Annotated in this window: 13 protein-coding genes; 5 read left to right on the top strand and 8 right to left on the bottom strand. The window is 51.7% G+C overall.

Going from position 1 to position 15,404, the window contains the following annotated elements; genetic code table 11:
- Nucleotides 1-22 precede the first annotated feature (22 nt).
- From ACN0R1_RS13130 to ACN0R1_RS13110, 5 genes are all read left to right on the top strand, one after another.
- On the top strand, nt 23-1,513 hold the full coding sequence (locus ACN0R1_RS13130; RefSeq protein ID WP_417583561.1) for an amidase: 1,491 nt from the start codon (nt 23-25) through the stop codon (nt 1,511-1,513).
- 70 nt (nt 1,514-1,583) lie between these two features.
- Entirely contained in the window at nt 1,584-2,369 is a 786-nt protein-coding gene (locus tag ACN0R1_RS13125) for a sulfite exporter TauE/SafE family protein (protein WP_417583559.1), read from the top strand.
- Between the two features lie 33 nt (nt 2,370-2,402).
- A complete protein-coding gene (locus tag ACN0R1_RS13120) occupies nt 2,403-3,764 on the top strand; it encodes a D-serine ammonia-lyase (protein ID WP_417583557.1) in 1,362 nt (453 codons plus the stop codon).
- A gap of 113 nt (nt 3,765-3,877) precedes the next feature.
- Nucleotides 3,878-4,483, top strand: a complete 606-nt coding sequence (locus tag ACN0R1_RS13115; protein ID WP_417583555.1) for a MarC family protein — start codon at nt 3,878-3,880, stop codon at nt 4,481-4,483.
- Nucleotides 4,484-4,497: 14 nt separating this feature from the next.
- Nucleotides 4,498-5,265, top strand: coding sequence for a pyrroline-5-carboxylate reductase family protein (locus ACN0R1_RS13110; RefSeq protein WP_417583553.1), 768 nt, complete (start codon nt 4,498-4,500; stop codon nt 5,263-5,265).
- 71 nt (nt 5,266-5,336) lie between these two features.
- On the opposite strand, the gene ACN0R1_RS13105 is transcribed toward ACN0R1_RS13110, so the two are convergent.
- From ACN0R1_RS13105 to ACN0R1_RS13070, 8 genes are all read right to left on the bottom strand, one after another.
- Nucleotides 5,337-5,996, bottom strand: a complete 660-nt coding sequence (locus ACN0R1_RS13105; protein WP_417583551.1) for an anthranilate synthase component II — start codon at nt 5,994-5,996, stop codon at nt 5,337-5,339.
- Nucleotides 5,993-7,393: an anthranilate synthase component I family protein gene (locus ACN0R1_RS13100; RefSeq protein ID WP_417583549.1), complete on the bottom strand. Its 1,401-nt coding sequence runs from the start codon at nt 7,391-7,393 to the stop codon at nt 5,993-5,995. Before ACN0R1_RS13100 ends, ACN0R1_RS13105 begins: the two co-directional genes overlap by 4 nt.
- A gap of 9 nt (nt 7,394-7,402) precedes the next feature.
- Nucleotides 7,403-7,648, bottom strand: coding sequence for a Trp family transcriptional regulator (locus tag ACN0R1_RS13095; RefSeq protein WP_417583547.1), 246 nt, complete (start codon nt 7,646-7,648; stop codon nt 7,403-7,405).
- 54 nt (nt 7,649-7,702) lie between these two features.
- Nucleotides 7,703-8,128, bottom strand: coding sequence for a VOC family protein (locus tag ACN0R1_RS13090; protein ID WP_417583545.1), 426 nt, complete (start codon nt 8,126-8,128; stop codon nt 7,703-7,705).
- Nucleotides 8,129-8,171: 43 nt separating this feature from the next.
- Complete coding sequence (locus ACN0R1_RS13085; protein WP_417583543.1) at nt 8,172-8,903, bottom strand: lytic transglycosylase domain-containing protein; 732 nt, start codon at nt 8,901-8,903, stop codon at nt 8,172-8,174.
- 52 nt (nt 8,904-8,955) lie between these two features.
- Entirely contained in the window at nt 8,956-12,381 is a 3,426-nt protein-coding gene (gene amt / locus ACN0R1_RS13080; protein ID WP_417583541.1) for an ammonium transporter, read from the bottom strand.
- Nucleotides 12,382-12,794: 413 nt separating this feature from the next.
- Nucleotides 12,795-14,489: a DUF4153 domain-containing protein gene (locus tag ACN0R1_RS13075; RefSeq protein WP_417583539.1), complete on the bottom strand. Its 1,695-nt coding sequence runs from the start codon at nt 14,487-14,489 to the stop codon at nt 12,795-12,797.
- A 58-nt stretch (nt 14,490-14,547) separates the two neighbouring features.
- Nucleotides 14,548-15,132, bottom strand: coding sequence for a hypothetical protein (locus tag ACN0R1_RS13070; RefSeq protein WP_417583537.1), 585 nt, complete (start codon nt 15,130-15,132; stop codon nt 14,548-14,550).
- Nucleotides 15,133-15,404 lie beyond the last annotated feature (272 nt).

Genomic DNA, 15,404 nt, shown 5'->3' with positions numbered 1-15,404 from the left:
TTTGCAAAAATGAGAGATATCTATGAACCCATGTGATTTAAGTGCGATGGAAGCCCGTCGACTGATGGCCTCTAAAAAACTGTCGGCAGTGGAGTTGGCAGAGAGCTGTATTGCCCGTGCTGAGGCTGTTAATCCTGCGGTCAATGCACTGGTGGCGCAGGATTTTACCGCCATGCGTACAGCCGCTGTAGCAGCACAGAAAGCGATTGACCGTGGTGATAAGCTCGGTATTTTGCATGGTTTGCCTCTGTGTGTGAAGGATATGGTGGATGTTACCGGTTTGCCAACCACCTTCGGCAGTGAAATCTATGCTGACAATATTGCCAAGAGTGATGACTCGATGGTGGCACAACTGCGGACCGAAGGTGCATTGGTGATGGGTAAAGCCAATAATCCAGAGTGGAGTGCGGGGGGGAATACCCGTAATGCGGTGTATGGTGTCACCGCTAATCCGTTTGATCTGACCCGCTCGGCGGCCGGATCGTCTGGTGGTTCAGCCGTTGCGGTGGCCTGCGGCATGACCCCATTGGCTACAGGCTCAGACACTGGTGGTAGTCTGCGAAGCCCTGCTGCCTTCTGCGGTGTGGTTGGCTTTCGTACCACCCCTGGCGTGGTACCAGGGCATAGCCGTCCGCTGGGTTGGATGCCTATGTCACTGAATGGGCCAATGGCGCGCACAGTGGATGATGTGTCGTTGATGTTGTCAGCTATGATCCGACCCGATCGGCGCGATCCTTGGGTAACGGTTATTAATGATCAAGCGGTACTGGATCCTGGACCTTTCCGGCATCTGCCAGGTTATGATCTCTGTCGTGCGCGTGTCGCTTTTACGCATGACTTTGGCTTTGCGATGACCGAGCGCATGATAGCTGAAAGTTTCCACAACAAGCTCAGCCGCTTTGGGCATGTTTTCGGCCAGTTTGATGAGGCACATCCGGACTGTTTGGAAGCTGATGATACCTTCGCGGTGATTCGTGCACTGGCGTTTTCAGGCCATCACCGAGAGTTGCTGCAACAATACCCGGACAAAGTGGGTCCCAACGTCAGGGAAAACGTCAAGGAAGGGGAGGGCTACTCCGCACTGGACGTGGTGCGTGCGCTGACCAACCAGACTCGCCTCTACCGTCAATGGCAGCTGTTCTTTGAGCAGTACGATTTTGTGCTTGCGCCGACGACGACCATCAGTCCCCGCAACTGGCATGAGCTCTATCCCTCAGAAATTGATGGAGAGCCGACCCAAAGCTACTACCATTGGTTGTCAATGGCCTATGCCTCGACCCTGGCAGGTCATCCATCTGTCACCCTGCCGACTGGACGTGACGCCAACGGCATGCCGTTTGGACTGCAAATTATTGGTCGCCGTGGCAGTGATTTGCAGACACTGGCGTTTGCGCGTGAACTGGAAACCCTGTTTGCCGGTGATGTTGAATTACAGCGTCCGAAGGTGGACCTTGATTACCTGAGCCGTGCCAGACCCTTATCTGAAGCTGAAGGCTTTCTGGGGTTTGCCTGAGCGTTGAGCATGCCGCCCCGGTGAGTTGAGTCACCGGGATTGATTAGCAGGTTAGTGGAGTCATTGAAACGTGGTTCTGATCGTCTTTTTACTACTCGGCATGGCGGCGGGTGTGTTGTCCGGTTTATTTGGCATAGGTGGTGGGCTGATCATCGTACCGATCCTGGTCTATGTGTTTACGCTGCAGGGTGTCTCAGTGGATGTGCTCACGCATCTGGCTGTGGGGACTTCACTGGCTACTATCGTATTTACGTCGATCAACTCTGTGTTGGCCCACCATCGTTTAGGTGCGGTGCAGTGGCGTACTGTGCTGTGGCTAAGCTTTGGTATCCTCTTTGGCAGTGCCTTGGGGGGCTACACGGCCTCTTTCATGAGCGGTGCATTACTGCAAAAGGTCATAGGTGTGTTTGCCATCCTGATGGCGATACAAATGTTTTTCCAGTTGCAACCGAAACACCAGGCGGGATCGGATCCTGGGCGTGGATTTCTTGGTGTGTCGGGTGTCTTGATTGGTTGGGCCTCGGCCATATTCGGTATAGGTGGCGGCTCACTGACGGTACCCCTCTTAAGTTGGAAAGGCGTTCCGATGCGGTTGGCTGTAGGCACTTCGGCGGCTTGTGGATTACCCATAGCCCTGTCCGGTTCCCTGTCGTTCATCTGGTTTGGTTTACAGGCTGAAGCCTTGCCGGAATGGAGCCTCGGCTATGTCTACTTGCCTGCTTTGCTGGGGATAGCCGTCACCAGCATGGTATTTGCGCGTTTTGGTGCGCAGTTGGCCCATTGGCTAGATCCGCTATTGTTGAAGCGGCTGTTTGCATTGCTGTTATTTCTGGTGGGGCTGAGCTTCCTGTATTGATCGCTGCTCCAATACTTGCTGTAAGGACATACTATGAACAGGTTAACACTGTCAGATTGGCTGGGAGTAGCTCAGACAGGACAGGATCCGATGATCAATGATTTGATGCAGGCTCGTGAAACGCTGTGGATCAATCCCGGGCGGGTTCCCTTCGAGCAGGTACGCGATCAACTGCCGCTTAAGCTCGATGATATTGAGGAGGCGGCGGCACGTTTGCAGCGTTTTGCAGCCTACCTTGCGCAGATGTTTCCGGAGACGGCAGAGCAGGGCGGCATCATTGAATCGCCGCTGCTGGTTGCCGACAAAGCCCCCCAGGCACTGGCCGAGTGGCTGACAGCTGATGTGCCAGGTAAATTGCTGATTAAGTGCGACAGTCACCTGGCGATTTCTGGTTCGATTAAGGCCCGTGGTGGGATCTATGAAATACTGCTCTATGCCGAAAAGTTGGCCTTGGAACAGGGGTTGTTACCACCTGGGTGTGATGATTATGCCTGCTTTGCATCGGAGCCTTTTCGTGCCCTGTTCGCACAACATACCGTGGTGGTTGGTTCAACGGGCAACCTTGGATTGAGTATTGGCATTATCAGCGCTCAACTGGGCTTTCAGGTCATAGTGCATATGTCCGCCGATGCCCGGGCGTGGAAAAAAGCCTTGTTGCGGCAAAAAGGGGTACAGGTCATTGAACATAGTTCAGATTACAGTGTAGCTGTCGCACAGGGCCGCGCAGAAGCCTTGCGCTTGGCGCGTTGTCATTTTGTTGATGATGAGGATTCTACGGCCTTGTTTCTGGGCTATGCCGTTGCGGCTTTGCGCTTGAAGCAACAGCTGCTGCAAGAGGCTATTAGGGTGGATGCACAACATCCATTAATTGTTTACCTACCCTGTGGCGTGGGTGGTGGGCCGGGTGGCATTGCGTTTGGTTTGAAGCAGGTATTTGGCGATCTGGTGCATTGCTTTTTTGCCGAGCCGACTCATTCGCCCTGCATGTTACTGGGTATGTACACGGGGCTGCATCAGGGTATTTCCGTGCAGGATATTGGGTTGGACAATCTCACCTGTGCGGACGGCCTGGCGGTCGGGCGTGCCTCAGTATTCGTGGGGAAGATGATGGAGCCCTTACTGGACGGCATTTATACCGTCGCTGATGAACAGCTCTACGCGTTGGTGGCGCTAATTCACGACAGTGAGGGTCTCGACCTTGAGCCCTCGGCCGTGGCTGGAATGCCTGGGTTTGCCAAATTGTTTACAGCCGCGGCTGCCGGGATAGCAACAGCCGACTTGCCAGCCTATCTGGATCAAGCGACACATGTGGTTTGGGCAACTGGCGGTAAAATGGTGCCGGCATTGGAGATGCAAGGCTATTATTGTCAGGGGAAGGCGGTGATGTCAGGCTAACGCGGCTCCTTTTACGTTTCCGGGTAGTAATGTCACCCGGTGACCGCGGCTGGACAAGAGAGGGTCATTCAAGGATTATGCAGGCTGTTTCTTTTCAGTAACGGCGTGGTGTCATGGCAATCTTGCTTTCTATCAGCTTTAAATTCGTTTTCTTGTTTGCCCCCTTCTTTGTGGTGTCGATGTTTTTGTCCCTGACACGTACCGACACGCGCAAAACACGACAGTCGATAGCTAATCGGGCTGTGTTTGCTGCCTTGTGCATCAGTTTGATTTTGTTCTTTTTTGGTGCCCAGCTGTTTGCTGTGCTGGGGATTACGCTGGACTCGTTTCGTATCGGCGCCGGTGTTTTGTTGTTTCTGTCTGGTGTTAGTTTGGTCCGTGATGGTGTGCGGGCTAATGCCGAGGTACCAGAGGAGCAGCGCGATGATATCTCCGTGGTACCCTTAGCTATCCCAACTATTATTGGACCCGCCTCTATCGGGGCGATTCTGGTATATGGCGCTGAACTGGAAGGGATCGATCTGGTCTTTGGGGTGATCGGACTAGTGCTGGCGTTGTTGTTTTTGCTGGCGTGTCTTCATCTGGCTTCGTGGCTGGAAAAAATACTGGGCCGTACCGGATTGAATGTATTGAGTAAGGTGACAGGACTGGTACTTGCAGCTATGGCATCACAGATTATTCTGACTGGTGTACATGGATTTATGGCCAGTATGAATTGATAGGAAACCCTGAAATGAAAATCGGTGTGTTGGGCGTAGGGGCGTTGACTGAAGCGCTTATCCGTGGGGTGCAGCGGTCATCCACACCCTTTGAATGGTGTGTGTCACCACGCTCCGCTGAGCGTGTTGCCAGTTTGCAGGATCTTGCTGGCGTGACGGTTGCTACTGATAATCAAGCGGTGGTGGATCATTGTCAGACGCTAGTGATCGGTGTGCGTCCTGAGCAGTTGGATGACCTGATGGCCTCCGTGAAATTGACCGCCGCACATCATCTGATCAGTTTGGTGGCGGGGGTGAAAACGTCTGATCTAGCCCATCGGTGCCATCCGGCACAGGTCACCCGAATGATGGCCAGTATTGCGGTGGCGTATCCGGGTGCCAGTGTGTTTCTCTATCCGCAGAACAATGCCTTATCCACCCTGTTTAAGGGAGCGGGGTATGGTGTGCAGAGCTTTGCCACGGAAGACCAGTTCGAAGCCTCGATGTTGAGTGTCTGCGTCAATGCCTGGTGGTTGGAGCAGATCCAGGCCTTGGCAGAAACTTTGGTGGCAAAAACAGGTATGGCCCTGCCCGAAGCGGTGGCGCTGCTGGCACGAGCCCAGCAGGAATCGGCTGTTTTGTTGCAGCAACGACCTGATTCAACACCGGCCGCTCTGGCCCGGGAGATCGGCACCCCCGGCACCTTTACAGCCAGAGGCTTAAAGCATTTAAAAGCAAACCAAGCCGAGCAGCCCTGGGTTGAAATACTCAGCCAGCTACTAGCTGAACTAAAGCGCCCCTAAAAGGCGAGAAAAGGGGTCAGTACCCTTTATTTTTTATAATAAAGGGTACTGACCCCTTTTTTCTTTTAGGTTTAGTTGAACAGGAAGTTGCTGATGAGTTCTTTGCCGCCTTCGGTGGCGAAGGATTCCGGGTGGAACTGGATGCCCTGGATTGGGTAGTTTTTGTGGCGTACGCCCATGATTTCGAAATCACCGCCCTGGTGGATCTGAGCGTGATCTTTGAAGGCGGAAACCGGCAGCTTGCCGACGCTGGCAGTAACTTCCAGACAGCTGGGCAGGCTTTGGGGTTCAGCAATCAAGGAATGGTAACGCATGATCTCCAGTTGGTCGGGAATCTGACGGAACATGTCTTCACCATTGTGATTGATCGGGCTGATTTTGCCGTGCATCGGCAGGGCGGCTTTGACCACCTTGCCACCGAAGACATGCACAATTCCCTGCATGCCGAGGCACACACCGAGTAGCGGAGTGGTCGTTCCGAGTTCACGAATAACAGCGGCACAAATACCGAAGTAGTGTTCATCATCCGGTGAGCCAGGTCCTGGGGAGATAATGATCCGATCAGGGCTGAGCTCGCGCACCTGTTCCAGGGTGATTTGGTCGTTGCGTTTGACCTGTATGTCAAAGCTGTCCAGTTGGCCGTGAATCTGTGCTGTGGACAGAATTTCACCTATGTACTGATACAGGTTGTAGGTGAAAGAGTCGTAGTTATCGATAATTAAAATTTTCATGCCTGCGACTCCTTTTCGCTGACCAGGAAGGGCTCCAGCGCCTTGCGCGTACCGGCAAACTTGCGCCGTATCTCCTCATACTCGTCATCCGGATTAGAGTCATAGACATTGCCGCCGCAGGTCTGCACATAGGCCTGATCGCCCTTGGCAAACACCGTGCGAATCGGGATGGCGAAAGTGCAGTCACCATTGAAGGAGAAGTTACCTACAGCACCGCCATAGGGACCACGACCATCCGTTTCCAGCGCATCGATAATTTTCATCGCTTCAATCTTAGGTGCGCCGGTAAGTGTACCTGCCGGGAAGTTGCTCGCCAACGCTGAGAACATATCTTCTTTTTCGGAGATGATGCCCACGATTTCACTGGAGATGTGCTGTACATGACTGAAGCGTTTGATATCCATCAGGCTGCGGACCTTGACTGTACCGAAACGTGCCACCCGGCCAATATCATTGCGATGCAGGTCAACAATCATATTGTGTTCAGCGATCTCTTTGGGGTCATTCAACAACACGCGTGCCAGTTGGGTATCTTCCTGGGAGTCCTTGCCGCGTCGGGTCGTACCGGCCAACGGAAAGGTCTCCATCTCGCCCTGACGCAGACGGAACAGCAGTTCCGGGCTGGCACCAATCAGTTTCTGATCGGAAAATTTCAGATAGTACATTTGCGGTGAGGGATTCACTTCACGCAATTGCTGATAGATGTTTAAGGTGTCGCCTTTCAGGCCAAGGTACTTTTTGAAGCCGACCTCACACTGAAAGATCTTGCCGTCGATGATGTCCTGTTTCACTTTCATCACCGCATCGGCATGCGCTTCGCGGGACATGGTTTCACCTGTGTAGGTGATCTCTAGTGATCCATTGTCCGGGCGGGGGGCATTGATCAGTTCTGTGACCAGGTCCATGCGGTTTTCAGCATAGTAAAAGTAGATGATTTCACCGGTCATCTTGTCCAGGATCAGGCCATCTTTGTACAGGCCGAAACGAAAGGCATCAAACCAGTCGCTGGTTTTTAGCTTCAGTGTCGGTTCGAAATAGCTCATGGCATCGTAGCCGAGGTAGCCGGTCAGTCCGCCTGCGTATTTTCGTGAAATGATGTTCTGCGGCATGATTTCGCGCAGCAAATAATAGGGGTTATCACTTTCGTAATGCTCACACTGACCGTCACGTGATTCGATGGTGAGCTGTCGGCCATTGGCATAGATCAACTGTTCAGGGTCAAAACCGATGATGGAATAGCGGGAGATATGACTGTCTTCACCCAGTGACTCCAGCATAAAGCACACATCAAAGCGCTTTTCGATTTTGCGGAACAGCTCAAAAAAGTCACAGTCGGCGGCCAGGATGACATAATGCGGTTTGCGCGGCAGCTCTATTTTTTCAGGTCTACGGGTCATGGTGAACTCTTAAAGGTCGCGTTTTAGCGCGCGTGCGCCGCGGGATACAGTGGCGATACCCACACCCAGGTCTTCGGCAATCCGACGTTGTGGTTCGCCCGCCTGCAAGCGTTTGAGAATTTGCAGACGTTTGGGGATTTCACTCAACTCGGCTGGTGTCAGCAGGCTTTGCAACAGTTGCAACAGCGCCTCGCGATCTTCAGCGGCCAGCAGGGAGTCGAGCAGTTCTTGAGTGTAGGGGTCGAGTGTATTCATGTACTAGTACGGTATCACGTCTGGCGTTGATGTCAACCCCTCTACTGAGCGCGTTTATTTGGCGAATACTTCGCTCATGTCCTTAAAGGCTTTGAACTCCAGCGCGTTGCCACAGGGATCGAGTAGGAACATCGTGGCTTGTTCACCCACCTGTCCTTTAAAGCGGATATAAGGCTCTATCACAAATTGGATACCATGGGATTTCAGTCGCTCAGCCAGGGCTTCCCATTGTGACCATTCCAGGATGATACCAAAGTGCGGTACTGGGACGTCATGGCCATCAACTGGGTTGGTATGAGCGTCTGTTTGCGCCGCTGTTCTGGGGTGTTCATGGATCACTAATTGATGACCATAGAAGTTGAAATCAACCCACTGTTCGCTGGAGCGGCCTTCTTCGAGACCAAAAACGTCTCCGTAAAAACGCCGTGCGGCGGGTAAATCATACACAGGAATTGCCAAATGAAAGGGTGATAAGCTCATCGTTACACTCCGGTTGATCTGTTAGGTAAAGATTCAATCAACTTCAGTATAACTGACGATAACGCTGATGCAGAATGGCGACGCGTTCAGTATAGGCCTGGGTTTCAGCAAAGGGGGGGATGCCGCCGTATTGTTGTACCGCACCGGGGCCTGCATTGTAGGCGGCGGTAGCCAAGCGGGTGTCGCCATTGAAACGTTCCAGCATCCAGGACAGGTATTTTACACCGCCATAAATGTTCTGGCTGACATCCATGGCGTTGGTGACGCCCAGATCAGCGGCTGTGGGTGGCATAAGCTGCATTAACCCTTGAGCACCTTTGGGTGAGCGGGCTTGGGGGTTGAAGGCTGATTCTGCATGAATGACGGCTCGTACCAGTGCCGGGTCGACATTGAAGCGTTGAGCCTCGCGTTCAATTTCATCTTTGTATTGGCTGGCAAAAAGGCGGGTATTATGCCAGTTAATTGTGGAACCAGGCTTGCAGGCATAACAGTCAAAGCGCAGGGTGTCATAACGGATGCCCTCAGCCGGACGCTGGTCGGAGAACGCCATCGTACCGCCAGGAGTTCGATAACTATAGATAGTTTGACTCGGCGTGGTCGTGGCTGCAGTGTTGGCCGGAGCACTACCCACATTAGTGAACTCCACTCGGCCGTCCGGATGGACTATACGACGAATACCCGAGTCGGCCTGGCTCAGGCTAGTTAGCAAAAGGCTGGTAATCAAACCAACCACAAGCAGGGAAAACAGTGCTCGCATAGGGTTCTGCCAAGGCATCAAATTGCCTCTATTATGGCACAGCTTTGTCTAGACCGAAAAACCCTTTCATTTACCGCGGCATTACCCTGACGCTGTTAAGTGATTCCAGCGGCTCTGGCCGTGACAGGTAAAAGCCCTGGACATAATCCACACCTATCTGACGCAGGATATTCAACGTGGCGGCATCTTCAACAAATTCAGCAATGGTCTTCAGTCCCATAATGTGGCCAATGTTGTTAATCGAGGCCACCATGGCTTGGTCAATGCGGTTATTGGCTAGCTCTTGAATAAAGATGCCGTCTATTTTCAAGTAGTCGACCGGCAACTGTTTCAGATAGCCAAATGAAGACAAGCCGCTACCAAAATCATCCAGGGCAAACTGGCAGCCTAAGCGTTTCAGTTCGGCAATAAAACGACCGGCATTGGCTGGATCTGCGATGGCTGCAGTTTCTGTGATTTCAAAACAAATGTTATGTGCTGGCACCTGGTGTTTTTCGAGTTGCTCCCGTATTAACTTGAGGCAGTCTTCACGACCGATCGAGGCACCCGACAGGTTTATAGAGCAAAACACCGGCTGTTTGTTCTGGCGAAGTTGATCTCCCATCCAGGCCAGGGTGTTACTGATCACCCATTTGTCTATCTTGGGCATCAGCCCAAAACGTTCTGCCGCCGGGATAAAGGCGCCGGGGGGAATGAGCTCCCCTTGTTCGCTGATCATCCGCGCCAGAATTTCATAATGAGGCATTAGGTTGTTGCTGTTTTCCAGCGGGACAATGGTTTGAAAATAGAGTCGGAAAAGGTCTTTGTCGAGTGCCTCCTGCAAGCGGCTGGCCCACTGAATTTGCCCTTGGCGTTCCTGTGCCTGTTTGTCATCTGGCTGAAACAGGCATACCCGGTTGCGCCCCAGGTCCTTGGCGGTATAGCAGGCGGCATCGGCATGGCTGAGCACTTCATCCAGACTGCCGCAGTCCTCTGTTATGCTGACCAAACCTATACTGACGCCGACAGAGAATACCTGGCCTTCCCAGGAAAAACGAAATGCCGTCACAGTTTTACGCAGTGCTTCGGCAATTTCCAGGCCTTTTTCAATTGGGCAGTGACTGAGCAGTACGCCGAATTCATCGCCACCTAACCGTGCCAGGGTATCACTCTGGCGTAGCACCGGTTTTAGCAGGTTTGAGAGTTGTTTTAACAAGATATCACCGGCTCTATGACCACAGGTATCATTCACTAATTTGAACTGGTCCAGATCCAGGTAACATAGTAGATGATCAGCTTTGTCCTGGTGGGCTTCATAGATCAACGATTCCAGTCGCTTTTCAAATTCGCGACGGTTGACCAGGCCGGTCAGAGTGTCGTGTACCGCCTGAAAGGTCAGCATTTGCTGGAGTCGGCTGTTCTGAGTAATATCCTGTAATGCAATTACCCAGCCCATACTTTGCCGGTTGGTATCCAGCAAAGGAGCACAGTTCAGTTGTACTTCAAACTCATCGCCTTGCTTGTTTTTGAGGTGGAACAGTCGCTTCTGGTTATTAAGGTCCCTTCTTTCTGATTGCTCCAGACAAAGTGTTGATACTTTAATTTGACCTGTGTCAGAGTCTTCGATCAGAATGATGTCATCGATGGGGACCCCGAATACCTGTTCAGCCGTGTGTCCCAGAAGCTCGCTGGCCATAGGGTTAAGGTAGACAGTGTTATAGGCTGCATCACAGGTGACGACCGCTTCAGTAATCGCCTCCAGGGTGACCTGAGCCAACTCGGAGTGACGGTGCAGTCGGGCCTCCATTTTTTTTCGCTCACTGATATCTCTGAGCATGGCGCTGTATTGTACCCCTTCATCCGTCGGACTGGCGGTAGTGGTGACCTCTAGGGTGAAGGCGCTACCCTGACTGTCTTTGGCAATGATTTCATAGGGCCCTGGCTGTTGGCTGCTAGCCAGGGTGACAAATAAACGTTCCGGTGGAGTGGCTGAAAAGGTTTGCTGATTTTTTTCGTGAAGTAGCATGTCCGTTGGCTGACCTACCAGTTGGTGAGTAGGGCAGTTGAACAGAATTTCAGTCCCTGGGTTGGCGCTGGTGATAATGCCCTGATCGGAGAAGGTGATAACCCCGTCACGCATATCACGCACAATTAACCTAGTGCGTGTAACCATGCGATTAAGGTTAGCAATAACCCGATTGTACTGTAATGCAATCTGGCCGACTTCAGTAAAGGGTTCAACCGGTACCCGCTGTTTCAGATCACCGCTACGCTCCTGGGTTTGCATAGCGGATAGTAGATCTCCCAGTTCTGTTTTGGCACCATGTTCAGAGACATTAAGTCCCAGATGCTCGGCTTCAGCACTGACTCGCAAAGGTATGAAACGGTTCAGCAGAACCAGTAATGTCAGTGACAGTGGGAAAATAAACAGGGCACAGGCAAATATGCCAAGTAGCTGTATTTGCAATTGCTCTGGGCGGCTTAAGCCAGTATCAATCAGTTGAAGATCACCGAATAAGGCCACGGCCAGTGTGCCCCAGATGCCTGCGGCCAGGTGTACGGGCACGGCCGAAATAGCATCATCCAGTTGCAGTCGGTGCATCTGTTTTTCAGCCAGAAACATACATAGCGCGCCCAGACCACCAATTATTGCGGCTTGCGGTGTTGAGACGACATGGCAACCGGCTGTGATAGCGACTAGTCCGGCCAGGGTGCAGTTAATGGTTAGCGAAGTGGTTTGGCTGTTATCCTGTTGAGTCAGCGATAGCAGGATGGCGGTGATACCCCCGGCCGCGGCCGCGATGATGGTATTGACGATGATGCCAGCAATAGCCGTGGTAAAGGCCAGTGTACTGCCACCGTTAAAGCCGATCCAGCCAATCATAAAGAACAGCATACCGAGAATAGCCAGCGGTAGATTGCTGCCAGGAATAGATTGTACTTTGCCCCGATAGAAGCGCCCGGCACGGGGCCCAATCACGATCACCGCGGCCAATGCGACCCATCCGCCGACACTGTGTACTACGGTGCTGCCTGCAAAGTCAGTGAATCCCATGGCTTCCAACCAGCCAGGCTGAACATTAACGGCACTGCTCCAGGCCCAGTGGCCAAACACTGGATAGAGTAGCAGGCTGATCATGGCGGTGATGATAATGTAAACCAAAAAACGGCTGCGTTCAGCGATGGCACCAGAAACAATAGTGGCGGCGGTTGCGCAAAAGGTCAGTTGAAAGAAGAAAAAACTGGCATGCCAGAATTCATCCCTGGAAAAATCTGCAATAAACCAGTGAGTGTCGAGTTGCAGGCCTTCATGGGCACCGAACATGATGCCGAAACCGAATAGCCAGTAGAGTAGTGCTGCAACGATCAGGTCGAACGCATTCTTGAGCGCTACATTAATGGCATTTTTACTGCGGGTCAGGCCGGATTCCAGGCAAAGGAATCCACCCTGCATAATCAGGACTAGCATGGCGGCTATTAAAATCCACAATGCATCCAGCGCACTTATATCTGGCATTTGCAGTCTCCGGTAATGAAGTCTGCACTCTATCGGTGCGAAAGCTGTGCTATTGCTGGTTAATATAGCGCCAACTCACGTCATGCAGAGTGTAGCTTATTCATAGCCAGCAGAAACTGTGCCAGTTCAGTTAAGGATAATTAAAACAAAAGTTTAGATGAGCTAAAATTGTCATAACTCATGCGCAAATAGAGTGTATATAAGTTGAAGGTTGGCTTTAAACGATGAAGGTGACTAGTGGTTTTGAACGCCCTGTCATAGTTCAATTGACCGGGAACCTGAATACGCACTCATTGCCGTTCGAGTTCAACGTGGGTTTCACTCAATCGACATCACTTAACTTTGTAATTGCATGCCGTTCAATTCGGCTCAGCTTCATGATGTTTAGTTGACGCCGAACTTCACAGGCTCGCCTAATCTCCCAGGCCCACCCTGAATCGCTGGCCACCTATCACAAGATCATTCCAGCGTGCGGGCACAACCTCAATATCTCCGGTTAATGATTCCTGGTCAACGCTTTGAGAGGTCCCAATATACAGTGGCTTCCATTGCTCATCTTGCTGGAAAAAAAGTTGTATGTCTGTGTGTTCTTGTCGTTTTTTAATCCATAAATACTCCTGGTTGCCATCCAGGTCGAGATCCAGCGCGCGTAAAAAATATTGCCGGGTATGCTGAATGCTCCAGAAATTGTTTACTTCCTGGTTATAAATCGCTGTCAGAAGTGCCTCGGGTGGGTTGTCAGATAGCAGGGTGATTGCGGCAATAAATTCATCCCGAGTAGAGACAGCTTGTTCTTGGGTTCTGTCGTTGTACAGAGCATTGATTCTAACCACTAAGCCTGGGTGGGATTCAGCATATTGCACTTTGAGCGTTTGTAATCCGTCATACCCGGGCCGAGCCAGGTGGCGGCGAAAATAGTTGAGATCAAAGTCATCAACCTTGACCTTGTTGTCGGCCAGACGTTGCAGTTGGTCTGCCACGACCATTTTTCTGAAGTCCAACACGGGTGAGTTGACGATAAGCATCGCTCCCAGTACCACTAAGCCTATGGCAAGGTTGGTGCGTCCGAGTTGGTGTGTCCAGCGATCCCGGTATTTAGCGATGCCCCACCAGTAGCCCAGCGGAAACAGTGCCAGTAAAAACCAGATTAGAAAGGCCCAGTAACGACTGAGACTCCAGCCATACTGGTCGATACGCAGGCTCAGCCCGTAGTAGCTGATCAGGCTGTATATAGGCAGTACGGCAACGCCGATATAAATAAAACGGTGCAACCACAAGGGGTAGGGGCACTTGTCCGACTCATGCTGGTAAACAGCATTGACGAAAAACAGCATCAGTGCCTGCATCCATAGAATCAGACTGCTGCCTCCGCTTTCCCACAAGGGGCCTAAGCCGGTAAAAGGCAGGGCGCTGAGAAATAGCAGCGATACCAGCGTTAGCACCGCCAACAGAAATTTCATCAATGCCTGCTGTAGCCGGGTAATGGTATCAATAATGCGGGTCAGGTTGCGGAAGATGATAATGCCAAAACCGTTGGCTAGGGCGATGGCGGGATAATAAAACCAGCGTTCTTCAAACAGATCACTGAAAAAGTCGATATTAATGGCTTCAAACAGAGCGCCCCACAACATCAGCACCAGCCAGAAGCTACCGGCAAACAGCAGTGCCAAGGACAGGGTAAGGAAGTTGCGCCAGGACCAGATAAACAAGGCGCTGTAGGTGAGTTTTTCACCACTCGCCCACTGTTGGCTGTACATCAGGGCTTTAAACGTGGCGATGGTCATGGTAAACACAAAGCTGTACAGCAGTGCATTAAAACGTATGTGTTCGAGTGGGATGACCTGATGGCCGACATAGTAGCCAAGCAGCCCGCTCAGTAGTGCAAAAGGCAGTGTGAGCTTTACTATGGCACGGCCATTATTGTGATCCAGACCGAGTAACAGCATCGTCGGCCAGATAAACACCAGGCTATAGAATGCAAATAACCATTGTGGCTGCTGGTGTGGCCAGTAGTGTAGTTCGATGGCCTGATGCAGGTAGAGTAAACCTAGGCCCTGTAATAGTGAGATTAGAGCCATCAGTTTGGCTGGTAGTTGCTGTCCACTCATAGGTTTCTCACAATAAATATTATAGAGCCGTCGGATTACCCTACTGGATGAGCTGCAGCTAGTCGCTCTGTGGAAGTGTTTGTAAGGCGGCGGGTCTTGGGAACCCTGTCCAGTCCATTAGTACATTTTCAGTCGTCGAGCCGTTGGCTTGCAACCATGCGCCAATCGTATTTGCCGCCTCTTCACCGTAAGCACGCCGCGAATACACAAGGATCACGCCTAGATCATCGATGAGCATTATTCGCGCAAAAGCGGTCTCTATGACCCCCGGTGCACCCAAAATTGCGACGATCAAGTGTTCGGCTGGCTTCTCGTTAGTACGTGGTTTTGAATCGGCCCGAATTATCTCTCCTGAGCGCTGATAATTGCTGAGTACCGCATTGGCCAAGGCCGCTAACTGGTCGCCATCCTTAACGTTGGGATGAACATTAACAGAGATCATTTGCTGCCATTGGGTAAGGTCTGGTTGGTCTTCAGGAGTGAACTCATTCAGATTATCTTTCGACCAGCGGTGAATAAAAGACTGGCCTGCAAAATTAATCGCTACTGGCTGGGTATTTGTCGAAGCCTGGGCTGATAGGGGGGCGCTAAGGGCACCTAGCATCAAAACACACATGAGGACGGAAAAAGGTAGTTTAAACATGTTCTCTCCTTGATAAACATGATTAGCGACAATCAGTCCAGCGTTGGTATCTGCATGGAATTAAGGCCGCCGGTGCATAAGCTTAGCATTTATTAACCACGGCAGGCAGATGGAAGAAAGTGTTTTTCCAGATCTGTTCTGTTGTCCCCGATAGCTTCCATTCCTGTTACTGGCTCATCATAGCCACATAGCCAAGCCTGAATTCAGATAATAACCGCAACACTCATGTGATGGGCCAGGTCGGAGAGAGGCCAGCTACCGAAATGTGGTAG

The organism is Nitrincola sp., from assembly GCF_048264025.1.
Taxonomy (GTDB): Bacteria; Pseudomonadota; Gammaproteobacteria; order Pseudomonadales; family Balneatricaceae; genus Nitrincola.
This window is presented reverse-complemented; position numbering and strand designations above follow the sequence as displayed.